The organism is Roseateles sp. YR242, assembly GCF_900109745.1.
Classification (GTDB): Bacteria; Pseudomonadota; Gammaproteobacteria; order Burkholderiales; family Burkholderiaceae_C; genus Roseateles.
The window spans coordinates 449,520-472,061 of sequence record NZ_FOAV01000003.1 but is presented as its reverse complement, the minus strand read 5'-3'; the positions used below and the strand labels follow the sequence as shown (position 1 = coordinate 472,061).

The 22,542-nt window shown below is 66.1% G+C and carries 22 protein-coding genes; 11 read left to right on the top strand and 11 right to left on the bottom strand.

What is annotated here, in order from left to right:
* The first annotated feature begins 70 nt into the window (after positions 1 to 70).
* Both BMY53_RS09290 and BMY53_RS09285 read left to right on the top strand, forming a co-directional pair.
* Complete coding sequence (locus tag BMY53_RS09290; RefSeq protein ID WP_143074006.1) at positions 71 to 478, top strand: hypothetical protein; 408 nt, start codon at positions 71 to 73, stop codon at positions 476 to 478.
* A 228-nt stretch (positions 479 to 706) separates the two neighbouring features.
* Entirely contained in the window at positions 707 to 1,258 is a 552-nt protein-coding gene (locus BMY53_RS09285; RefSeq protein ID WP_255370104.1) for a DUF2242 domain-containing protein, read from the top strand.
* Positions 1,259 to 1,346: 88 nt separating this feature from the next.
* Here the strand turns inward: BMY53_RS09285 and BMY53_RS09280 are convergent, their stop codons facing one another.
* Positions 1,347 to 3,527, bottom strand: a complete 2,181-nt coding sequence (locus tag BMY53_RS09280) for a M3 family metallopeptidase (protein WP_092945782.1) — start codon at positions 3,525 to 3,527, stop codon at positions 1,347 to 1,349.
* 243 nt (positions 3,528 to 3,770) lie between these two features.
* Here BMY53_RS09280 and BMY53_RS09275 point away from each other — a divergent pair, with 243 nt between their 5' ends.
* Entirely contained in the window at positions 3,771 to 4,796 is a 1,026-nt protein-coding gene (locus BMY53_RS09275) for a Gfo/Idh/MocA family protein (protein WP_092945780.1), read from the top strand.
* 16 nt (positions 4,797 to 4,812) lie between these two features.
* Positions 4,813 to 5,454: a glutathione S-transferase family protein gene (locus BMY53_RS09270; RefSeq protein ID WP_092945778.1), complete on the top strand. Its 642-nt coding sequence runs from the start codon at positions 4,813 to 4,815 to the stop codon at positions 5,452 to 5,454.
* 110 nt (positions 5,455 to 5,564) lie between these two features.
* Here BMY53_RS09270 and BMY53_RS09265 read toward each other — a convergent pair whose 3' ends face one another.
* Positions 5,565 to 6,272 (bottom strand): Bax inhibitor-1/YccA family protein, encoded by a 708-nt coding sequence (locus tag BMY53_RS09265; RefSeq protein ID WP_092945776.1) that lies wholly within the window; start codon positions 6,270 to 6,272, stop codon positions 5,565 to 5,567.
* 108 nt (positions 6,273 to 6,380) lie between these two features.
* The gene (locus BMY53_RS09260; RefSeq protein ID WP_092945774.1) at positions 6,381 to 7,325 is read right to left on the bottom strand and encodes a LysR family transcriptional regulator; all 945 of its coding nucleotides are present in this window, start codon (positions 7,323 to 7,325) and stop codon (positions 6,381 to 6,383) included.
* 289 nt (positions 7,326 to 7,614) lie between these two features.
* Here BMY53_RS09260 and BMY53_RS09255 point away from each other — a divergent pair, with 289 nt between their 5' ends.
* Positions 7,615 to 7,821 (top strand): hypothetical protein, encoded by a 207-nt coding sequence (locus BMY53_RS09255; RefSeq protein ID WP_092945772.1) that lies wholly within the window; start codon positions 7,615 to 7,617, stop codon positions 7,819 to 7,821.
* 52 nt (positions 7,822 to 7,873) lie between these two features.
* On the opposite strand, the gene BMY53_RS09250 is transcribed toward BMY53_RS09255, so the two are convergent.
* The 6 genes from BMY53_RS09250 to BMY53_RS09225 form a co-directional block, all read right to left on the bottom strand.
* Positions 7,874 to 9,076 carry a trans-sulfuration enzyme family protein gene (locus BMY53_RS09250; RefSeq protein WP_092945770.1) on the bottom strand — a complete coding sequence of 401 codons (1,203 nt, stop codon included), beginning with the start codon at positions 9,074 to 9,076 and terminating at the stop codon, positions 7,874 to 7,876.
* The gene (locus tag BMY53_RS09245; RefSeq protein ID WP_255370116.1) at positions 9,073 to 10,422 is read right to left on the bottom strand and encodes a pyridoxal-phosphate dependent enzyme; all 1,350 of its coding nucleotides are present in this window, start codon (positions 10,420 to 10,422) and stop codon (positions 9,073 to 9,075) included. Before BMY53_RS09245 ends, BMY53_RS09250 begins: the two co-directional genes overlap by 4 nt.
* Positions 10,423 to 11,149: 727 nt before the next feature.
* Positions 11,150 to 12,220 (bottom strand): ABC transporter permease, encoded by a 1,071-nt coding sequence (locus BMY53_RS09240; RefSeq protein ID WP_255370103.1) that lies wholly within the window; start codon positions 12,218 to 12,220, stop codon positions 11,150 to 11,152.
* Positions 12,217 to 12,981: an ABC transporter ATP-binding protein gene (locus tag BMY53_RS09235; RefSeq protein WP_092945766.1), complete on the bottom strand. Its 765-nt coding sequence runs from the start codon at positions 12,979 to 12,981 to the stop codon at positions 12,217 to 12,219. Before BMY53_RS09235 ends, BMY53_RS09240 begins: the two co-directional genes overlap by 4 nt.
* A gap of 12 nt (positions 12,982 to 12,993) precedes the next feature.
* A complete protein-coding gene (locus BMY53_RS09230; protein ID WP_092945764.1) occupies positions 12,994 to 13,992 on the bottom strand; it encodes an ABC transporter substrate-binding protein in 999 nt (332 codons plus the stop codon).
* A gap of 156 nt (positions 13,993 to 14,148) precedes the next feature.
* Complete coding sequence (locus BMY53_RS09225) at positions 14,149 to 15,078, bottom strand: TauD/TfdA dioxygenase family protein (protein WP_092945762.1); 930 nt, start codon at positions 15,076 to 15,078, stop codon at positions 14,149 to 14,151.
* A 200-nt stretch (positions 15,079 to 15,278) separates the two neighbouring features.
* Between BMY53_RS09225 and BMY53_RS09220 the strand changes: the two genes are divergently transcribed.
* Positions 15,279 to 16,091 (top strand): glycosyl transferase, encoded by an 813-nt coding sequence (locus tag BMY53_RS09220; protein WP_092945760.1) that lies wholly within the window; start codon positions 15,279 to 15,281, stop codon positions 16,089 to 16,091.
* 43 nt (positions 16,092 to 16,134) lie between these two features.
* Here the strand turns inward: BMY53_RS09220 and BMY53_RS09215 are convergent, their stop codons facing one another.
* Both BMY53_RS09215 and BMY53_RS09210 read right to left on the bottom strand, forming a co-directional pair.
* Positions 16,135 to 16,596 (bottom strand): DNA-binding transcriptional response regulator, encoded by a 462-nt coding sequence (locus BMY53_RS09215; RefSeq protein WP_092945758.1) that lies wholly within the window; start codon positions 16,594 to 16,596, stop codon positions 16,135 to 16,137.
* Positions 16,596 to 17,099 carry a GAF domain-containing protein gene (locus BMY53_RS09210; RefSeq protein WP_092945756.1) on the bottom strand — a complete coding sequence of 168 codons (504 nt, stop codon included), beginning with the start codon at positions 17,097 to 17,099 and terminating at the stop codon, positions 16,596 to 16,598. Before BMY53_RS09210 ends, BMY53_RS09215 begins: the two co-directional genes overlap by 1 nt.
* Before the next feature lie 574 nt (positions 17,100 to 17,673).
* Between BMY53_RS09210 and BMY53_RS09205 the strand changes: the two genes are divergently transcribed.
* Genes BMY53_RS09205 through BMY53_RS09185 form a run of 5 tightly spaced genes read left to right on the top strand, consistent with a single transcriptional unit; the run spans position 17,674 to position 22,531 of the window.
* Positions 17,674 to 18,681 (top strand): sulfate ABC transporter substrate-binding protein, encoded by a 1,008-nt coding sequence (locus BMY53_RS09205; protein WP_092945968.1) that lies wholly within the window; start codon positions 17,674 to 17,676, stop codon positions 18,679 to 18,681.
* 28 nt (positions 18,682 to 18,709) lie between these two features.
* Entirely contained in the window at positions 18,710 to 19,591 is an 882-nt protein-coding gene (cysT, locus tag BMY53_RS09200; protein ID WP_092945966.1) for a sulfate ABC transporter permease subunit CysT, read from the top strand.
* 1 nt (position 19,592) lies between these two features.
* Positions 19,593 to 20,477 (top strand): sulfate ABC transporter permease subunit CysW, encoded by an 885-nt coding sequence (cysW, locus tag BMY53_RS09195; RefSeq protein WP_092945754.1) that lies wholly within the window; start codon positions 19,593 to 19,595, stop codon positions 20,475 to 20,477.
* Positions 20,478 to 20,496: 19 nt separating this feature from the next.
* Positions 20,497 to 21,567, top strand: a complete 1,071-nt coding sequence (locus tag BMY53_RS09190; RefSeq protein ID WP_092945752.1) for a sulfate/molybdate ABC transporter ATP-binding protein — start codon at positions 20,497 to 20,499, stop codon at positions 21,565 to 21,567.
* A gap of 40 nt (positions 21,568 to 21,607) precedes the next feature.
* A complete protein-coding gene (locus tag BMY53_RS09185) occupies positions 21,608 to 22,531 on the top strand; it encodes a CysB family HTH-type transcriptional regulator (protein WP_092945750.1) in 924 nt (307 codons plus the stop codon).
* The last annotated feature ends 11 nt before the right edge of the window (positions 22,532 to 22,542 follow it).

Below are 22,542 nucleotides of genomic sequence, written 5' to 3'. Positions count from 1 at the left end.
GCACTGTCCTACAGAGGGTTGCGCCGGCACCCGACAGGGGGCGCAAGGGGGTCTCTCTACGATTCAGGCCATGGACAAGAACTCAACAATGAGCGCCTCGACGGCAAGCGCGATGATGACTGCGCCGGTTCCCACGCCGTTCGTGGACGCGGCGGCTGGTATGAGCTTTGCCGCGCCCCCGGCCAGCCCGGATTTCAAGCCTTCACATTGCGTGAACGCGGAGCTGCTGCTCTCCACCCCGCTGACGGTGGTGGTGCGGGCCCAGTTGGAATTTTTTGATGCGGCCGGTCTGGAACAGACCCAGGAGGTCGCGCTGGTCATCTCCCGCAACCGTTGCGAGGGTGACCATCCCTACTGGCCTGCGCTGCTCTCCGCCGCGCAGGAACATTGGCACCGCTGCCCGGGCCGCGCCCGGCGCCTGTCCGCCTGCGTGGAAGGTGAATGGCAGACGCTGCTGGCGTCCCAGATCCGGCACTGAGGTCTGCGCGGACGTCGGCCTTGACATGACGCTTTACACACCCGCAGCACTGGCGTCAGCCCGCTGAAGGGCGCTTGACGCGCCAGTGGCGATAATGTCGTCGGGGGCCATCCTGGCCCGATGACGATGACCCAGCGTACCTCCCGCCTTTTCCGCATCCCAGCTTGGCCCCGGCATATTCCCCGGCGCCCCTTCACAGGTTCACCGTTTCGAACGGTCTGCCTCACGGTGGCGCTGGCAGCCCTGGCTGGCTGCACGGCCTTCGGCAGCGACAATTCGGGCAACAGCCGCAAGAACTCGGTCTATCTGAACGAGCGGTTCCAGGCCGACGAGACCTTCTCGCGCCTGTTCGATGCCAGCGTCGAGGACACCTGCGAGGCCGCCCGTCGCGCGCTGCTCAGCCAGGGTTATGTCATCAACCTGGCCCAGAGTGGCTCCATCAATGGCAGCAAGCGCTTCCAGCCAGAGGGCGAGGTGCATGTGGAGATCAGCTTCAACATCGTCTGCGTGCCCGAGGGCGGTGCCGGCAAGCTGGCCACTGCCTACGTCTCCGCACTGCAGGACCGCTACACGGTCAAACGCAGCACCAACTCCACCAGCCTGGGCGTGAGCGCCATCGGCTCCATTTCGGTGCCGCTGTCGTCCAACTCCGAATCCCTGGTGAAGGTGGCCTCCGAGACCATCCCCGCCGGCCAGTTTTATGACCGGTTCTTTGCGTTGATGCAGAAGATGCTGCGGGAACAATCAGCCCCCGTGGCCAATGGGGAAGCGGCGCCCTGAAAGGGCCGGTCCAGCCTGGGCCGCCCTGGCAGGAACCCCTGAATGACAAAGGGCGCCCGAAGGCGCCCTTTCTTCTGTCCGCAACGGGTTACTTCGCGGTGCCGGCCGACTTCGGCTTCTCGATCACCAGGCCGCGGCGCTGCAGCAGCGGCTCGATTTCCGGCTCATGGCCCACGACGCTGCGGAACAGGGTCAGTGCGTCCTGGCTGCCGCCTTGCGACAGCAGGCGGGCACGGAACATGTCGCCCAGGTCACGCTTCAGCCCACCGTTGGCCTTGAACCACTCGACCGTGTTGGCATCCAGCACTTCCGACCAGATATAGGCGTAGTAGCCCGCCGCATAACCACCCATGATGTGGCTGAAGTAGGGGGTGCGGTAACGCGGGGGCACGGCGGCGTAGTCGAAGCCCTCCTCACGCAGCACCTTGGCCTCGAAATCCATCACGCCCTTGGCGGCCGGCACCTGCTCCAGCGGCAGTTGGTGCCAGCGCTGGTCCAGCATGGCGGCGCTCAGGTATTCCGTGGTGGCAAAACCCTGGTTGAACTGGCGCGCAGCCAGCACTTTGTCCAGCAGCTCACGTGGCATCGGCTGGCCGGTCTTGTAGTGCTTGGCATAGTTAGCCAGCACGCTGGGCCAGGTGGACCACATCTCGTTGACCTGCGAGGGGTACTCGACGAAGTCACGCGGCACCCGGGTGCCGGCCATGCTGGGGTACTTCACGTTCGAGAACATGCCGTGCAGGGCATGGCCGAACTCGTGGAACATGGTGTTGACTTCGTCCCAGGTCAGCAGCGTGGGCTTGCCGTCGGCCGGCTTGGGAATGTTGAGATGGTTGGCCACCACCGGCTTCTGGTTGAACAGGCCGCTCTGGTCCACATACGCATTCATCCAGGCACCACCGCGCTTGGACGGACGTGCATACATGTCGGCAATGAAGATGGCCAGTTGCGAGCCGTCGGCGTTGAACACGTCGTAGACCAGCACGTCCTTGTGATAGACGGGCAGGTCCTTGCGTTCCTTGAAGGTCACGCCATAGAGCTGGCCAGCGGCATAGAACACGCCGTTCTCCAGCACGTTCTTCATTTCCAGGTATGGCTTGAGCTGCGACTCGTCAAAGCCGTACTTGGCGGCGCGCACCTTCTCGCTGTAGAAGCTCCAGTCCCACGCCGCCAGCTTGAAGCTGGGCTGATGCTTGGCGGCCTGCTCGCGATCGATCATGGCCTGCAGGTCGTCCCCTTCGCGACGGGCAGCGGCCACGGCGGCCGGTGCCAGTTGGCGCAACATGCCGTTGACGGCCTGCTGGTTGCGGGCGGTCTCGTCACTCAGCACGAAGTCCGCATGGGTGGCAAAGCCCAGCAGGCGCGCACGTTCGGCGCGTAGCGTCACCACGCGGGAGACCAGGGCGGTGTTGTCGAACTCGTTGCCGCGGCTGCCGCGGGCGATCGAGGTCTTGTAGATGCGCTCGCGCAGGGCGCGGTTCTCCAGCTCGGACAGCACCGGCTGGCCGGTGGTGTTCAGCAGGGCGATGACGTACTTGCCTTCCAGGCCGCGTGTCTTGGCGGCCGTTGCGGCGGTGGCGATCTGCTCGTCGCTCAGGCCGGCCAGGTCCTCGACCTTGTCCACCACCACGGCGGAGTCATTCACCTCGGCCAGCACGTTCTGGTTGAAACGTGCACCCAGGGTGGCCATCTCGGCATTGATGGCCTTCATGCGGGCCTTGCCGGCGTCGTCCAGCTTGGCACCGGCGCGCACGAGGCTGTTGTAGTGGCGCTCGATCAGGCGCTGCTCCTGGGCCCCGAGGCCCAGCGAGGTACGGCGCTGCCACAGGGACTCCACACGGGCAAAGAGCTGCGGGTTCAGCGCCACGGCATCGCGGTGCGCGGCCATGCGGGCGGCAAAGTCGCCCTGCAGCTTGAGGCGGGCCGGGTTGGCATCGGCGCCCAGCAGGTTGCCCAGCAGCGAGTTGGCCCGGGCCAGCGTGCGGCCGGAACGTTCCAGCGCCACGATGGTGTTGTCGAAGGTGGCGGGCTGGGGATTGCCGGCGATGGCCTGCACTTCCTTCAGCTGCTCGGCCATGCCCTGCTCCAGCGCGGGGCCGATGTCCTCGTCACGGATCTTGTCGAAGGGCGGGTATTGCAGCGGCAGCGGGCTGGGGGCGATCAGCGCGTTGGCCGTCACAGCCGACGAAGCCGCCTGGGTGGGGGTGGTCTGTGCCAGCACGGGCGCAGTGATGGCCAGGGAGGCGGCCAGGACAAAGGGAATCCTCATGGGCGGTGGCTCGCTGTCGGCGAGTGCAATCAGGCAAAGCCGGGAGCCTAGCCCATGGGGCCCGTTCAGCCGAAGGGCATGGCGGTCGGGCGGGCGGCTTCCGCCCGGGGTGGCGACCTGGCCGTCTGGCGGCTTGTCGAACTAGGGACAACCCTGAGGCTGTCGGCGAGGCGGGTGCGCCGCCCCGCTCACCGATTGGCCTAGCATCAGTGTCCCCCCGTCTTTCCAGGACCTTCTCCGCTCATGAGTTCCACCTTCCAATGGGCCCTCATCGGGCCCGGTTCGATTGCCAATCGCTTTGCCGAAGCGGTGAGCCAGCTGGACGGCTGCCGCCTGCATGCCATCTGCGGCCGCGACGCGCACCGGAGCGAACAGTTCGCCCAGCGCTGGTCCGTGGCCGGCGACGCGCCGGTCCAGGCCCATACCGATCTGGCGCGCTTGCTGGCGGATCCCGCGGTGGAGGGGGTCTACATCGCCACACCCCATGGCCAGCACTACGACTACGCGTTGGCCGCGTTGCGTGCGGGCAAGGCGGTGCTGTGCGAGAAATCCCTGGTGCCGACGCAGGCCCAGGCACAACGCCTGGTGGCGGCCGCGCGTGAACACCAGGTCTTCCTGATGGAGGCGGTGTGGACACGCTTCCTGCCCGTCTACCAGGAGATGGCCACGTGGTTGCGTGAAGGCCGCATCGGCCAGGTGCATGCGCTGCAGAGCAGCTTCTGCTTCCCCGCCCCGTACGACCCGGACAGCCGCCTCTTCAACCCGGCGCTGGCGGGCGGCGCATTGCTGGACGTCGGGGTCTACAACCTCAACGCCACGCGTTTTGTGCTGCTGCATGCACTGGGTGAGGTGCCGCCGCTGCAGCGGCTGGAGGTGAGTGGTGTCCTGGCCCCGACCGGGGTGGATGCCCGGGTGTCCGCCAGCCTGGATTTTGGCGATGGACTGGTGGCGCAATTTGTCTGTGGCCTGGACACCAGCGCTCCCAACACCTTGCAGGTGATGGGCGAGGCGGGCGCCATCGTGCTGCCGGAGACCTTCTGGCAGGCCACCCGGGCGCAGCTCCTGCTGCCGCGCGAGCCGGGGCAGACGGTGGAACGGCCGTTCAGGATCAACGGCTTCGAAAACCAGATCGTGGAAGCCATGCAACGCGCCCGTGCCGGCGACATCGAAAGCCCGGTCATGCCCCATGCGGAGACCTTGGCCGTGCTGGGCTGGATCGACCAGATCCGCGCAAAGATCGGGGTGCGCTACCCCTTTGACGACCATTAAGGAAGCCGGAGGCACCATGCAACTCATCGGCATGCTGGACTCGCCCTATGTCCGCCGCACCGCCATCGGAATGCTGCTGTTGGGCCTGCGATTCGACCACCGCTCACTGTCGGTGTTTCGCACCTTTGACGAATTCAGCACCATCAATCCGGTGGTCAAGGCCCCGACGCTGGTCTGTGATGACGGCACGGTGCTGATGGATTCAACGCTGATCCTGCAATATGCGCAGTCGCTGTCGCCGGGCCGGCACCTGTTGCCGCCGAGCGATCCGAACCTGCGACGCGCCTTGCGGCTGACGGGGCTGGCGCTGTCGGTCTGCGACAAGAGTGTGCAGGCGGTTTATGAGCAGGTGACCCGCCCCGAGGACAAGCAGCACGGCCCGTGGCTGGAGCGCGTCGCCGGCCAGCTGCAGGCGGCCCTCCTGGCGCTGGACGAGGCGCTGCGCCAGGCGCCGCTCTCCACCGAGCGCGACACCATCGGCCTGGCGGGCATCAGTATCGGCGTGGCCTGGGAATTTGCGCGTCAGATGACGCCCGAGCTGCTGCCGCCGGCCGAGCGGTTGCAGACACTGATGGCCTATGCCAGCGAGGTGGAGCAACTGCCCGAGTTCCGCGCGGCGCCGCACGGCGACGGCGTGGTGCAGGCTGTCGCGGCTTGAACGAAAAAGAAACGGCCGCCCGGTAAGGGGCGGCCGTTTAGCAGTGCCGTTAAGCAGTGGCCGTCAAGCAGCGGCCGTTACGCGGGTCTCACCGCCGTGGCGGCACGCGCTTACTCGTCGCTACCGCCGCCGAAGCCGAAGATGTGCAGCAGGCTGGTGAACAGGTTGAACAGCGAGACAAACAAGCTGACCGTGGCCATCACGTAGTTGCGCTCACCGCCATTCACGATGTTGCTGGTCTCGAACAGGATCAGGCCAATGGAGGCCAAGGCCACCACACCCGAGATCACCAGCCCCAGCACCGGCATCTGCAGCCAGATATTGGCCACCGCAGCGAGCAGCGCCACGATCATGCCGGCGAACAGGAAACCGCCCATGAAGCTGAAGTCCTTCTTGGTGGCCAGCACGTAGGCTGACAGCGCCAGGAAGGTGGCACCCGTGGTGCCCAAGGCCAGTGCGATGGTGTTGGCACCACCGGGCAGGTGCAGCACGGCGCTGAGCAAGGGCCCCAGCGACCAGCCCATGAAGCCGGTCAGCGCAAACACCAATGGCACCGCCATGGCGCTATTGCGGGTGCGGTGGATGCCGAACAGCAGGCCAAAGTAGCCGATCAGCGTGAGGATCATGCCGGGCGCGGGCCACTGGAAGCTCACCGCCGCCGTGGCAATGGCACCGCTGAACAGCAGCGTCATGGCCAGCAGGGCATAGGTGTTGCGCAGCACACGGGCCACATCACCACGTTGGCTGAATACGGCACCGCCGGCGGTGCCAGGCGTCCAGGTCGTGGGGGACGCCGAAGGTCTTTGGAAGTCACTCATGACTGAACTCCTCGTGGGTGAAATGAGGCGCGAACTGCCTGACCCGGCAGCGCGCGCGCGTAGTCGCACCTTACGGCTGGCTCAGATTCCAAAAAACCAGCTATTACCTCATTCTTGTGCAGCAAATTCCGAATCAAATTCGGTCACAGGCTCGGCGCGGCCCTGACGGCGAGAGGCCAGCAGCTTGGCGACCAGCGGGTGGTTCTGGCCACGGCGGGAATAGATGCCGTGCACGTCTTCCATCACCTCTGTTGTGCCCAGCAAGTGCAGGCCGCTCATCAGCGCCAGGTCATCCGCACCCAGACGGCTGACCGGAAACACCCCCAGGCCACGGGCGGCGAAGACACTCATGAGGGCGCTGTCTTCGAACTCGCCCACCACCTGCGGACGGATGTGATGCTGCTCAAACCAGCGCTCCAGGCCGGCTCGCAACGAGGCATGGCGGGTGGGCAGCAACACCGGCAGATCCTCCAGGACTTGTGGGAATGGGCGGCCGGGTGTCCGGTTGGCGCGGGCGATCAGATCGGCCGGGCCCCACCAGTCCACCGGGGTACTGGCCAACAGCTGGCTGGTGATGCGAAGTGTAGGATTCACGGGGGCTGGCTGGTCAGTGAGTACTAAATCCAGATGATGAAGGGCCAGCTCGCCCAGCAGCTGGTCGACCTCGCCTTCATGGCAGACCAGGCGCAGGTGGGGCGTGTCCAGTACCGGCGCCAGCAGGGCATGGGCGGCCAGCTTGGACAGGCCGTCCGACAGCCCGACCGAGAGACGCTGCACCCGTTGCGTGGCGGCCTCGTGCACCTCGTGCGGGACCAGCTGGCCGATCTGGAAGATCTCTTCCGCGCGGGCAAATGCCGCCTGGCCGGCCTCGGTGAGGACCAGTCCCCGCCCTTCCGGTTTGAGCATCTGATGCCCCAGCGTACGTTCCAGCTCCCGCACCTGGGCACTGATGGTCTGCACCGCCATGCCCAGACGGTCGGCCGCGCGGGCGAAGCCACCTTCCTTGGCGACCACCCAGAAGTAGTGCAGGTGACGGTAGTTCAGCGCGCTCATACAAATCTCCGAAAAAACGAAGTTGGATCATACATAACTTCGGTTTAACGGAACACGATCCGGACAAGGTCATGACACCGCCGACGTCAAGATGGCCGGGCGTGTAGCGCACTTCGTGCCGACCGATCCGCTTTTGGGATGACGATGGAAGGTTTCGCTGATCCGCATCGCCAGCAGTCTGGCTGCGGCGAATGGCCGTCCGTCGCACGTGACGAGAACCGTCGTCGTCCCGTGCCTAGAGTGCTGTCCAGGCACGGCCAACTTCGCCGCGCCGATGCCCGGAGAAAACATGTTGAGTCTGCTGCTGTGGTTGATCCTGTTCGTGCTGTGCTGGCCGTTGGCCCTGCTGGCGCTGCTGCTGTGGCCGGTGGTCTGGCTGGTGCTGCTGCCGTTTCGCCTGATTGGTATCAGTGTGGAAGCCGTCTTCGCCTTGTTCAAGGAGATCCTCTTCCTGCCGGCCAGGGTTTTGGGCCTCCGCCAAGGCCCGCACCCATAAAAAAAGCCAGCGCCGCCGGGCACTGGCCTTTTCTTTTTGGAAGGGGCGGGGGTCAGACGGCGTCCAGGCCTGCCTGCAGGTCGGCGCGCAGGTCTTCCACATCCTCAATACCAGCCGAGATGCGGATCAATGAATCCGTGATGCCCAACGCAGCCCGCTTGTCCGCCGGGATGGAGGCATGGGTCATCAACGCCGGCAGGGAGATCAGGCTTTCCACCCCGCCCAGGCTTTCTGCCAGGGAGAAGATCCGCACCCGTTCCAGGAATCGGCGGGCGCCGGCCAGGTCGGTGTCCAGCTGCACGCTGATCATGCCGCCACCGCCCCGCATCTGGCGCTTGGCCAATGCATGCTGCGGATGGCTTTCCAGGCCCGGGTAATGCACCTTGCGGACCTTGGGCTGGCCTTCCAGCCAGCGGGCCAGTTCCAGCGCACTTTCGTTATGACGAGCCATGCGCAAGGCCAGCGTCTTGAGGCCTCGCAGAGCCAGGAAGCTGTCGAAAGGCCCGGCCACCGACCCGATGGCGTTGTGCAGGAACTCCAGCTGCTCGCGCAAGGCGGCCTGACGCGGCTCTCCCCCCACCACCACCACGCCGGAAATCACATCACTGTGGCCGTTCAGGTATTTGGTGGCTGAATGCAGCACCGCATCGAAGCCCAGGGACAACGGACGCTGGCCCCACGGGCTGGCAAAGGTGTTGTCCGCAATCGAGAGCGAACCGTGCGCGCGGGCGATGGCCGCCACCGCCGCCAGGTCGGTCAGCTTCAGGATGGGATTGCTCGGCGTCTCGATCCAGATCAATCGCGTCTCGGGCCGCAGCGCGGCCCGGACCTGCTCGGGATCGGTGCTGTCCACATAGGTGACCTGCAGGCCGGCGCTCTTCTTGCGTACCCGCTCGAACAGACGGTAGCTGCCGCCATAGAGGTCGTCACCCGCCACGATATGGGCCCCCGCGTCCAGCGTGTCCAGCACCGTGGCCATGGCGGCCAGGCCAGAGGAGAACGCATAGCCCTGCACACCGCCTTCAAGACTGGTGATGGCCCGCTCGTAAGCCTGGCGGGTGGGGTTGTGCGTACGGCCGTATTCGTAGCCCTGGTGCACCCCCGGGCTCTGCTGGCGGTAGGTGGAGGTGGCGTAGATGGGCGGCATCACCGCGCCGGTCAGCGGGTCGGGCTGTTGGCCGCCGTGGATGGCCAGTGTGTCGAAGCGCAGGTCGGCCCCATGGCCGTCCTGCTTGTGAGGGGAGTCCTGGCTCATGACAAGCCCTTTCGCAAATGGTTCAGCAAATCGAATCGGGTGACCAGGCCATAGAAGCGCTGGTCGTCGGCAATCACCGCCACGAGGCCACCACGCAGCTGCTCGATCAGCGCGGACAGCGGCGCCCCGGGCGGCAGCGTGTGCACATCATGGCTCATGGCGCTCTCCACCGGGTCCTGGAAGTGGCGGGCATCCATGTGCATCTGGGCCAGCAGGTCCGACTCATCCAGCAGGCCGACCAGCTGGCCCTGCCGCAGCACCGGCAGCTGGGAGACATCGGCCTGGCGCATGCGGGAGAAGGCGGTTGCCAGGGTGTCTTCCGGCGACACACTGACCACCGCGCCATCCTCGGCACGGCGGGAGATGAGGTCACGCAGGTCGCCCTGGTGGGCGCGCTTGAGCAGGCCCTGGTCGAACATCCAATGGTCGTTGTAGACCTTGGAGAGATAACGCGTGCCGGTGTCGCACACAAAGGTCACGACGCGACGGGGCGTGGTCTGGGCCCGGCAATACCGCAGCGCGGCCGCCAGCAGCGTGCCGCTGGAGGAGCCCGCCAGGATGCCTTCGGCGCGGTAGAGCTCGCGCGCGGTGGCAAAGCTCTCGGTATCGCTCACGGCGTAGGCGTGCCGCACACCGCTGAGGTCGGCAATCGGGGGGATGAAGTCTTCACCGATGCCTTCCACGGCCCAGGAGCCGGCGTCCCCATAGGTGCCGGTTTCCACATAGTCCTTCAGCACCGAGCCCACCGGGTCGGCCAGCACCAGGTCCAGGCCCGGGCGGACCTTGGCGAAGAAGCGCGACAGGCCGGTCAGCGTGCCGCCAGAGCCGACACCGCACACCAGCGCATCCACCCGGTGCCCGGTCTGCTGCCAGATTTCGGGGCCGGTGGTGGTTTCGTGGGCCAGCGGGTTGGCCGGGTTGTTGAACTGGTCGGCGTACCAGGCGCCGGGGATGTCCATCACCAGGCGTGCGGCGCGGTCCTGGTAGTAATCCGGGTGGCCCTTGCCGACATCGGAGCGGGTCATGTGCACCTCGGCGCCCAGGGCGCGCAGCTGCAGCACTTTTTCAGAGGACATTTTGTCCGGGACGACCAGCACCACGCGGTAGCCCTTGGCACGGGCCACCAGCGCCAGGCCCAGGCCGGTGTTGCCGGCGGTGGCTTCCACCACGGTACCGCCAGGCCCGAGCAAGCCGTCACGCTCGGCCGCCTCGATCATCGACAGGCCGATGCGGTCCTTGATGGACCCGCCCGGATTCTGGGATTCCAGCTTCAGGAAGAGCTCGCAGGGCCCCGTGTCCAGGCGACGCACGGGCACCAGCGGCGTGTTGCCGATGAGGTCCAGCACGGCGGGACGCGGCAGGTGGTCGCCACGGGTGGTGTCCGCGGATGAAGGGCCGGTGGTGGAAGAGTCTGCCGCGCGGTCGTACACGGCAGTCGCTAATGCATTCATGCTGTCTCCTTGAATCCTTGTGGATCCTGGTGGGATCTCGGAACAAGCCTCTACGCGACCAGGCGGGTAGCACGGCGCGCGGGCAAAACCGGGCAGGGTAGCGAGCCTTCGCTGTGGCGGCCAAACACGGTTTCCGCAGGAGCTTATACCGACACCGCATAACCCGGAACGTCATGCCGGTCTCCCGGCAGGATCGGCGCCTGTCCCTACGAAATGCTCACATCCATATGAACAAGCCTTCCTTCGCAAGGCGCGTGGGCTTTTCTAAGCTGTGATCCATGTCGATTCACCGTTTAGCGCCGGCCCGCCACGCACTGTCAGACCGCGCACAGCTCATCATTGCCACGACTGCCGCCATGCTGGGTCTGCCCGAGCGGTCTCGTGCCAAGGCGGGCACGCCACCGACGCGACACGGGGTTTCTTCCGCCAATGCCCAACGATGGAGGATGGAGACGACCCAGATGAACTGATCACCTTGTCATCCGATGCGAGCAAGCGCCCCGGCCTCGGCCGGGGCGTTTCCTTTTGGTGCTTGCTCATGCTGCCTACTCGCCGTATCCGGTATCCGTTGTCGTTCCCTGCTGACGGTGCCCGCTTCCTGCGCCTGCGTTCTGCGCCAGCGTTACCGCTGCATGCCCCAGCGCCGCACCGTCCAGCGCTCCACCGTGCTGAACACCAGCCGCTCGGCCAGCCACCCGATGAGGATGACCAGGGCCAGGCCGGCGAACACGTGGTCCGTCATCAGCTCGTTGCGGTTCTGAAAGATGTACCAGCCCAGGCCGCCCTGGCCCGAGGACGCCCCGAAGAACAGCTCGGCGGCAATGAGGGTGCGCCAGGCAAAGGCCCAGCTCACTCGCAGGCCGGCCAGCACCGACGGCAAGGCCGCCGGCATCAGGATCTGCAGCACGTAGCGCGGACCGGTGAGCCCGTAGTTGCGGCCGGCCATGCGCAAGGTCTCGGGCACGGCGGCAAAACCGGCTGACGCGGCGAGTGCCAGCGGCCACAACACCGCGTGGACCAGCACAAAGATCAGGCTGCGTGCCCCCAACCCGAACCACAGCAGCGCCAAGGGCAGCAGCGCGATGGCAGGCAAGGGGTTGAACATGGCCGTCAGGCTGGCCAGCAAGTCGCGGCCCCAGCGCGAGGCCGTGGCCAGCGCGGTCAGGCCCAGGGCCAGCACCACGCCGAGCGCATAACCTTGCAGCAGCAGCTGGAGCGAAATCCCGGCGCGCAACAGCAGCTCGCCGCTGGCGAGGCCTTGCCACAGCGCCAGCGCGGCCGCGCTGAAGGTAGGCAACAGCAAGTCGTTGCCCGCCGTACGTGCGGCCACCTCCCAGAGCGCCGCCAACAACACCAGCAGCGTCGCCTGGCGCCAGCTGTTGGAATCCAGCGCACGACGCCAGAGCGACACGGGTGGCGAGGCTGGCGCTACGTAGGCCTGTGGCGCCAGCAACCGGTCGGGCCGGATGTCGGGGTGGACCTGCCGCGAGCATCCGTCGACGCTGCAGGGCTTGTGGGTTTCGGCAGCGTCGTCAGCAGCGGTGCCGCCTGCAACGTCCCGTGTCTTCTGGACAGCAGGCGAATCAAGCGAATCAAGCGGATCCATCAGGTCAACGGGACCCATGGGATCCGGCGCGTACGGGCTCTGCGTCCCCGCAAGGGCACGGACCGTGGGCAGGGTCGTGGCGTTCATCGCTCAAACAGCAATTGTTCGATGCGCTGGCCCAGCGCCTGGCGCTGGGTGGCGCTGAGCCCCTGCGCATTGAATTCCGCCCGCACACGGCCCGGGTGCGGCGACAGCACGAGGATGCGATGGCCCAGGTTCAAGGCCTCCTCGATGGAATGCGTGACGAACAGCAGCGTGAAGCGCTCCTGCTCCCACAGCGCCAGCAGTTCATCCTGCATGCGGCGGCGGGTGAGCGCGTCCAGTGCCGCGAACGGCTCGTCCATCAACAGCATGCGGGGCGCCATGGCCAACGCGCGGGCAATGGCCACACGCTGCTTCATGCCGCCCGAGAGCTGGTGCGGAAAGGCCTGGGCGAAGTCGGCCAGGCCGACGCGGCCCAGCCAATCGCGCGCGTGGTCACGCGCCTGGGACCGGCTCTTCTTGCGGGACGCGATCAAGGGGAAGGCCACGTTGTCCAGCACCGTCTTCCAGGGCGGCAGCTGGTCGAATTCCTGGAACACCGCGACCCGGTCCGGCCCCGGACCACGCACGGCTTCGCCCTCCAGCAAGATGCGTCCTTCGGTCGGCGCCAGAAAGCCGCCCACGGCCTTCAGCAGGGAGGACTTGCCGCAACCGGATGCGCCCAGCAGCACAAACCGCTCGGACGGATAGACCTCGAAATCCACCCTGTGCGTGGCCCGGACCACCCGGTCCTCGCTGCGGTATTCCAGGCTGAGCCCTTCCACACGCAGGCGTGCCTGCAACACGAACTCCGCTGCGGCGCTCATCGTGGGTCCCGATCAGCTGCCCGAGGCATTGTGCGGATCGTCGAAGAAATAGTCCTTCGCTGACGACGGCTTGTTCTTGATCGCGCCCACACGGTGCATGAACGCCGCCAGCGCGAAGGTGTTCTCCGGCGTGATCTTGAACTGGACTTCCGGGTTCTTGATCACCTTGAGCAACAGCTCCCGCGGCACCTTGGACCCTTCATTGCGCTGATAGATGTCTGCCGCCTGCTCCGGGTTCTTGGTGATGAAGGCGGCCGCCTCGGCCAGCGCGGCGACAAACGCCTTGTAGGTCTTCGGGTTCTCCTTGCGGAACTTCTCGGTGGTGTAGAGCACCGTGGCCGAGGCCGGCCCGCCCAGCACCTGGTAGCTGTTGAGCACCACATGCACCGCCGGGTTGCCGGCGAGGCCCTGCTCCTGGAAAGGCGGATTGCCGAAGTGGGCGTTGATCTCGGTACCGCCCTTGATCAGCGCGGCGGTGGCCTCCGGATGGGGCAGGGCCACCTGCAGGCGGTCCAGCCGGTTGAACTGCGCGTCGCCCCACTGTCGGGCCGCCGCCAGTTGCAGGATGCGGGACTGCACCGACACCCCCACCGCTGGCAGCGCGATGCGGTCCTTGTCGCCGAAGTCCGCGATCGTCTTGACCGCCGGATTGCTGCTGGTCAGGTAGTAGGGGAAGTTGCCCAGCGAGGCGATGCCGCGCACGTTCTGCTTGCCATAGGTGCGGTCCCACAGCGTCAGCAGCGGGCCTACGCCGGCACCGGCCACGTCGATGCTGCCGGACAACAGTGCCTCGTTGATGGCAGGGCCGCCGGAGAGCTGCACGGTCTGCACACGGATATCCACCCCTTCCGCCTTGCCATGCTTCTCGATCAGCTTCTGGTCCTGCGCCACGTTGAGCAGCAAATAGACGATGCCGAACTGCTCGGCAATGCGAAGCTGGCCCTCGGCCCGGGCGGACAGGGCCGTCAGGCCCAAGGCGGCGGCCAGCGCCGTGGCGATCATGCGTTTCATGGTGTTGCTCTCTGGAGAGAAAGGAAACGGACGACGAACTGGGGAAGCGTGCTGCAGAGACGGACTGGACGAGTCGGCACCACGAATCGCCGGATCAATGGCCGCACGAATGGACAGATGAATGGGCTGGAGGAACCGCTCCAGATGGACCGGGCCTCAGCCCAGCGTGGCGTCACCTTCCACCGTGGTGCGATGGAGGTGGCGGCGCAGGGTCGGCGGGCAGCCGCTGGCCAGATGCAGCAGCGAGCGGTTGTCCCAGAACACCAGGTCATGCGGCTGCCAACGGTGGCGGTAGACCAGACGCGGCCGTGTGCTGTGGTCGAAGAGCTGGGCCAGCAGATCCCGGCTCTCGTCGTCCGGCAGGCCCACGATACGGGTCGTGAAGTGCTCGCTCACGAACAGGGCGCGGCGGCCGGTCTCGGGATGGATGCGCACCACCGGGTGCACGGCGGGTTTCACCTCGGCGATCTGCGCGTCGCTCAGCCGGGGCCGCCAGGGGTTGCGCAGGCGCAGCTCTTCATAGCGGGCCAGGTAGCTGTGCTCGGCCTTGCGGCCCTCAATCGCGATCTTCAGCGCCTGGGGCAATTGCTCGTAGGCCAGATGCTGGTTGGCAAACAGGGTGTCTCCACCCTCGGCAGGCAGCTCCTGCGCATGCAGCAGGGAGCCGAGGCTGGGTTTTTCCTTGTAGGAGAGGTCCGAATGCCAGAAGACGCCCGCGTCTCCCAGGCCCAGCGGCTGGCCAGCCTCATCGCGCAGGTTGGACACCTGCAGGATCTCCGGATGGCCCGGCAGCTGGAAGTTGCGCAGCACATGCACCTCCAGCGGCCCCCAGCGGCGGCTGAAGCTCACATGGGCGACTGGCGAGATGCGCTGGTCACGAAACACCAGCACGTGATGGTCCAGATGGGCGCGGTGCAGCCGGGCGAAATCATCGTCCGCCAGCGGTTGGTTCAGATCCAGCCCCAGCACCTCGGCGCCTAGCGCGGCGTCGAAGGGGCGAATCTCGAAAGCGTCACTCGGGCCGGCCGGGGCGGCTGGGCTGTGGGAGGACGCCCGGGCGGAAGGGGGGAGGGCAATGGCAGTCATGCCTGCCGACTCTAGAAATCCCGCCTCCCAACGCAAACGAATAAGCCAGCATGAATAAGCATGTTTATCGTCTATAGGCTGACTCTGATATGGTGTCGCCCTCGCATGAAGCGGTGGGAAGAGACGATCTGACTGACCTCGGATCTCTATACAGTCTGCAAGTTTTGACGAGACGGCGAGCCGTCCTGGAGTGGTGGGGAATGAAACAAGTCATCTGTGTGAAGTGGGGCACGGCCTACGGGGCGGACTATGTGAACCGGCTCTACGGCATGCTGCGCCGTCACGTCACGGGTGACTTCCGCCTGGTGTGCCTCACCGACAACAAGGAAGGCATCCGCCCGGAGGTGGATGCCTTTGACCTGCCGGAGCTGGGTTGTGAATGGCCCAAGAAGTCCATGGGCAAGTGGCGCAAGCTGGTGATGTGGGGTTCGGACCTGGGCCCCACGACCGGCCTGTCGGGCCCGGTGCTGTTCATCGACCTGGACTCGGTGCTGGTGGACAACATCGACGGTTATTTCACGCATGGTGATCCGGATGATGTGGTGCTGGCTCGCAACTGGGCCAAGCCGATGCGCAAGCTGGGCCAGACTTCGGTCTTCCGGTTCCCGGTGGGCAAGTACCCGCACATCATTGCCCAGTTCCGTGCCGACCCGCAGGGCGTGGCTGACCGCCATGGCTTTGAGCAGCATTTCGTGACGGCCTCGGTGCCTGGCGGCATCAAGTTCTGGCCTCCGACGTGGACGCGCCACTTCCGTCTGCACTGCCTGCCGCCGTTCCCGCTGCGCTACTTCAAGGCGGCCAAGCTGCCCAAGGGCGCCAAGATCGTCACCTTCCCGGGCGGCCCCAACCCCAGCGATGTGATGGTGGGCCGCTGGACCGATCAGCAACCGGCCTTCGAAAGCCCCTGGGACCATTTCAAAGGCACCTTTGCCAAGGGCGTGAAGCACCGCTGGAAGCACTTGACCCGCTACGTCCGCCCCACGCCCTGGCTCTCTCAATACTGGACAGAGTGACCGGCCGGTCGCACAGCGACCGCCCAAGGGCCAAAGGCCCGACTTATCCAGCAACGCCCTTGGTCAGGGTCTCCCTGACCGATGGGTGGCGCCCCTCGGGGGTAGGAGCGAAGCGACTGGGGGGCCCAAGTCCCGCGAGGTCCTGGATGACTTCCAAGGCCGTTTTGACTTTGAACGGCTTGAGCATGATGCGGCGGATTTCCAGCTCTTTGTAAAGCTGGGCCGTGGCCACGTCACAGGCCTCGGCCGTGAGGGCAATGGGCATGGCCGGCGGGCAGCGCAAGGCGCCCGCCCGCACACTCTGCACCAGCGCCAGGGCGTCCAGCCCCCCACCGATGTCCACCAGCAGCCCGTCCATGGGCTGAAATTCCAGCAGCCGTTGCGCCGCATCATGGCTGCTGCATTCATGCACCTCCGCCACCTGCAGCTGGCGCGCCACCAGGGCGACCGTGCGACGGAAGAGGGAGTGAGGATCCACCAGGAGCAGTTGGGCTTGTCGCGGCATCACGCTTCCTCTACCTGGGTCTGATCCAGAAACTCCGAGACCGCCAGATCTCGCAACGTCTTCAGGATGGCCAGATCGGTGTCGTCCAGCGTTCGTCGTCGCCGATCGATCAGGCACAAAGTCCCCACCCGCACGCCCGGCTGTACCTCCAGCGGCGCACCGGCATAGAAACGGATGTAGGGCGGGCCCAGCACCATCGGGTTGCCCGCAAAACGCGGGTCCAGCGTGGCATCGCTGATCACCATCACCTCCGGCGCGTGGATGGCATGGCTACAGAAGGACGCGTCCCGGCCGGTCTCGCAAACAGCCAGCCCGAAACGAGCCTTGAACCACTGCCGGTTGGTGTCCACCATGGTCAGCAGCGCAATCGGCACAGCGAACTCCTCGGCCGCAAACTGGACGATGCGGTCAAACCGCTCCTCCGGCGGCGTATCCAGAATCAGCAGCGCCCGAAGGGCCTGCATGCGCTCGGCTTCATTGTCCGGAATCGGGGCGATCATCATGGTGGGCGCTGCCTCTGTACGGGTGACTGCAAGCCGGTGGAGGATGTGTCCAGCCTAGCCCAGTTGCCAGCAAGGCGCCAGCCAGTTCACCCGTCGGACTAAGGAGATACGGGGGACGCCCCCCCGCCTGATGTGGCACCCCGATGCGACCCCGGGATGCGGCACCTGTATGCGGCGCTCTTATGCGGCGCCCTCACTTGCATAGGCCGATTGCTGATTGGCCGGCGTAGCGCCACTCGCCCAGACTACCGGTACGGGGCGCCCTTTCCATGGAAGGCCCCGCCGGCGCCACGCGCCGGAGTCGCATGGTGAAAGCCCAGGACGTGGAGTGGCTGCCCTCGGGGTCTGGGGGAGGCGCTTCGGGCAGTTGCTCCACGGTCCTGGCGTCTTTCGCCTTATTGCTTATTCGGGATAAGCAAATACTTAAACAATCGTTCCGCGAATAAGGACTTCTTGGCAAGCTACGCAGCCCGACAAGACCGTCGACTGCCACGCCCTTGCCATGTCCCAAAACAGCTCCCGCGCCCGCCCCTTTGCCCGCACCGCCGCCCAGGTGACCCGCCGCCATGCGCTGATGCTGGCCGCCGCTGCCCTGCCGCTGCTGGGCGCCCAGGCGCTGCAGCCCGCGCATGCGCAAGCCGCCGCTCCGAACACCCTCCTGAACGTCTCCTATGACGTGGCCCGCGAGCTGTACAAGCAGGTCAACCCGGCCTTTGTGACCTACTACAAGGGCAAGACCGGCCAGACCATCACCATCAACCAGTCGCACGGCGGTTCGTCCAAGCAGATCGGCTCGGTGATCGGCGGCCTGGAAGCCGACGTGGTCACCATGAATCAGGCCACCGACGTGGACACCCTGGCTGAAAAAGGCCTGACCGGTCCCGACTGGCGCCAGCGCTTCCCCAATGGCGCCGCCCCGTACAGCTCCACCATGCTGTTCCTGGTGCGCAAGGGCAACCCCAAGCAGATCAAGGACTGGAATGACCTGGCCCGCTCCGGCGTGCAGGTGATCATCCCCAACCCCAAGGTGACCGGCAACGGCCGCTACGGCTACCTGGCTGCCTGGGGCAGCGTGATCGCCAAGGGCGGCACGGACGCCCAGGCCAAGGACCTGCTCACCCACATCCTGGCCAACGTGCCGGTGCTGGACGGCGGTGGCCGGGGCGCCACCACCACCTTCACCCAACGCGGCATCGGCGACGTGCTGCTGACCTTCGAATCCGAAGCCGAGCTGATCGAAAACGAATTCGGCAAGGGTCAGTTCGAGGTGGTCTACCCCAGCATCTCCATCGAAGCCGACGCGCCGGTGGCGGTGGTGGACAAGGTGGCGGCCAAGAAGGGTTCCGCCGCGCTGGCCAAGGCCTATCTGGACTTCCTGTGGACCCCCGAGGCCCAGGAAATCATCGCCCAGAACAATTTCCGACCGCGTGATCCCAACGTCTTCAAGAAGCACGCCCAGCGCTTCGCGCCCATCAAGCTGTTCGGCGTGGACCAGACCCTGGGCGGCTGGGCCAAGGTCTACAAGACCCACTTTGTGGACGGCGGCCAGTACGACCAGATCATGGCTGCCCTGAAGCGCTGATCGCGCCCCGATGACCACCGCTGCTCCGATGAACACTGCCGTCCTCTCCACCGCGTCGGCGCCGCCGGCGCCTGTCCGCAAGCGCCGCCGTGTGCTGCCCGGTTTTGCCCCGACGCTGGGCTACACGCTGTTCTACCTCTCGCTGCTGGTGCTGATCCCGCTGTGCGCGGTGTTCTTCAAGTCTGCCGGCCATGGCGCGGAGGCCTTCTGGGCCGCCGTCACCTCACCCCGCGTGCTGGCTTCGTACCGCCTGAGCTTTGGTGCCGCGCTGCTGGCGGCTGGCATCAATGTGGTCTTCGGTTTCATCCTGGCCTGGTCGCTGGTGCGTTATGACTTCTTCGGCAAGAAGCTGGTGGACGCCCTGATCGACCTGCCCTTTGCCCTGCCCACCGCCGTCGCCGGTATCGCGCTGACGGCGCTCTACGCCCCCAATGGCTGGCTGGGCAGCCACCTGGAGCCGCTGGGCATCAAGGTCGCCTTCACGCCGCTGGGTGTGCTGGTGGCGCTGATCTTCATCGGCCTGCCCTTCGTGGTGCGCACAGTGCAGCCCGTGCTGGAAGACCTGGACACGGAGCTGGAAGAAGCCGCGGCCTCGCTGGGTGCGCACCGCTGGCAGGCCTTCCGCCTGGTGGTGCTGCCCATGCTGGCGCCCGCGCTACTGACCGGCTTTGCCCTGGCGTTTGCCCGTGCGGTGGGTGAATACGGCTCGGTGATCTTCATCGCCGGCAACATGCCCATGGTCAGCGAGATCACGCCCCTGATGATCATCACCAAGCTGGAGCAGTACGACTATGTCGGCGCCACCGCCATCGCCGTGGTGATGCTGGTGTTCTCGTTCTCGCTGCTGCTGGCGATCAATGGACTGCAGGCCTGGAGCGTGCGTCGCAACGGAATGGACGGAAGGCGCTGAAATGGCTGGAGCTGCAGCAACCCTGGGCCGCGCGCGAAGCGCCGGCCACTACCAAGGCAACCCCGCCACGCGTGAAGCGCGCTGGGTTCGCTACACCCTGCTGACGCTGGGCCTGGGCTTCTTCGCCCTGTTCCTGCTGATGCCACTCGCCGCCGTCTTCACCGAGGCCTTGCGCAAGGGCTGGGACACCTACGTCGCCGCGCTCATCGAGCCGGATGCGATTTCCGCCGTGAAGCTCACGCTGCTGGCCGCCGTGGTGTCGGTGCCGCTGAACCTGGTGTTCGGTGTCTGCGCCGCCTGGGTCATCACCAAGCATGACTTCCGTGGCAAGCAGCTGCTGATCACGCTGATCGACCTGCCGTTCTCGGTCTCGCCGGTGGTGGCCGGCCTGATCTACGTGCTGATCTTCGGCGCCCAAGGCTGGTTCGGCCCCTGGCTGCAGGACCACGACATCCGCATCATCTTCGCGGTACCCGGCATCGTGCTGGCCACGGTGTTCGTGACCTTCCCCTTCGTGGCCCGCGAGCTGATCCCGCTCATGCAAGCCCAGGGCCGTGACGAGGAGGAAGCTGCCACCGTGCTGGGGGCCTCCGGCTGGCGCACCTTCTGGCATGTGACGCTGCCCAACATCAAGTGGGGCCTGCTCTACGGCGTGATCCTGTGCAACGCCCGGGCCTTCGGCGAGTTCGGCGCGGTCTCTGTGGTGTCGGGCCATGTGCGCGGCCAGACCAACACGCTGCCGCTGCAGGTCGAGATTCTCTACAACGAGTACCAGTTTGCGGCCGCATTCGCCGTGGCCTCGCTGCTGGCCCTGCTGGCCGTGGCCACCCTGGTGCTCAAGCAATTTGTCGAGTGGCGCGCATCACGCGCCGTGGTGATCGACTGATCCGAATGAAGGAAGCGTCATGAGCATTCAAGTCCGCAACATCCACAAGTCGTTTGGCAGCTTCACTGCGCTGGGCGATGTCAGCCTGGACTTCCCCACCGGCGAACTGACCGCCCTGCTGGGCCCATCGGGCTGCGGCAAGACCACGCTGCTGCGCATCATTGCCGGCCTGGAAACCGCCGACCGGGGCCAGGTGCTGCTGGACGGCGCCGATGCGTCCGACACGCATGTGCGTGAGCGCGAAGTTGGCTTCGTGTTTCAGCATTACGCGCTGTTCCGCCACATGACGGTGTTCGACAACGTCGCCTTCGGCCTGCGGGTGAAACCGCGCAAGCAACGTCCATCGGAATCCGACATCAAGCGCAAGGTGCACGAGCTGTTGCAGCTGGTGCAACTGGACTGGCTGGCCGACCGCTACCCGCCCCAACTCTCCGGCGGCCAGCGCCAGCGCATTGCGCTGGCCCGTGCACTGGCGGTGGAGCCGCGTGTGCTGCTGCTGGACGAACCCTTCGGCGCGCTGGACGCGAAGGTGCGCAAGGAACTGCGCCGCTGGCTGCGACGCCTGCATGACGAGCTGCACATCACCAGCATCTTCGTCACCCACGACCAGGAAGAAGCACTGGAAGTGGCGGACCGTGTGGTGCTGATGGACCACGGCCGCGTGGAGCAGGTCGGCTCGCCGACGGAAGTCTACGAACGCCCGGCCACGCCGTTTGTCTATGGCTTCCTCGGTGCGGTCAACCGCTTTGAAGGCCGTTCCGAAGGCGGTGTGCTGCGAGTGGGTGACCAGTTGCTCGCACAGGGCCTGACCGCCTCTGCCGCCGAGCCGCAGGGCCTGGTGCAGGCCTACGCCCGCCCGCATGAGCTGCAGATCAATCCGCAGACCGACGCGCCGGGCCTGCCTGCCACCGTCGAGCGCATCCTGAGTTTTGGTGCAGCCGCCCGCATTGAGCTGCGCGGCCCGCAGGGTGAGCACCTGGAGGCCGAACTCGGCCGTGAGCAGGTGGCGTCCCTGGGGCTGAGCAATGGGCAGCAGGTGCGCGTGCAGGCCTCGCGCCTGAGCGTGTTCGGTCTGAACCAGGCCGCCTGAGCCGGCTCGCCGAACCCCCGCCCCCACGGTCAGCGCCGCCATGAACCTTCAGCAGTTGCGCATCGTCCGGGAGGCGGTGCAGCAGAATTTCAATCTGACCGAGGTCGCGGCGGCCTTGTTCACCTCTCAATCCGGCGTCAGCAAACACATCAAGGACCTGGAGGACGAACTGGGCGTGGAGCTGTTCCAGCGCCGCGGCAAGCGGCTGCTGGGGCTGACCGAACCCGGCAAGGAGGTCGCGCAGGTGGTGGACCGCATGCTGCAGGATGTGCGCAACATCAAGCGGCTGGCCCAGCATTTCTCCAGCGCCGACCAAGGCCAGCTCACCATCGCCACCACCCACACGCAGGCGCGTTATGCGCTGCCGCAGGTGGTCGCCCGGTTCAAGGCGGCCTATCCGCGTGTGCACCTGGTGCTGCACCAGGGCAGCCCGGCGGAGATCGTTTCGCTGCTGCTGTCCGGCGAGGCCGACGTGGGCATTGCCACCGAGGCGCTCGGCAAGGACGACGCCTTTGTCACCTTCCCCTTCTATGAGTGGCATCACGCGGTGGTGGTACCCGAGGGCCATGCGCTGACACGCCAGCCGCTCTCGCTGGAGGCGTTGGCGGAGCAGCCGCTGATCACCTATCACGAGGGCTACACCGGCCGGGCCCGTATCGATGCGAGCTTCTCGCGGGCCGGCCTGGTGCCGGACATCGTCATGTCGGCCCTGGATGCCGACGTGATCAAGACCTATGTGCAGGTGGGCCTGGGCGTGGGCATCATCGCGGCAATCGCCTTTGAACCCAATCGCGATGCGGGCCTGCAACGGCTGGACGCGAGCCATCTCTTCCCGGCCAACACCACACGCATCGCGCTCAAGCGCGGCCACTACCTGCGGGGCTTCGCCTATCGCTTCCTGCAGGAGTGCGTGACCTCCCTCACCGAAGAGACGGTGCGGGAATCCATGGACGTTGAAGCCTGACCCTTCCTCGC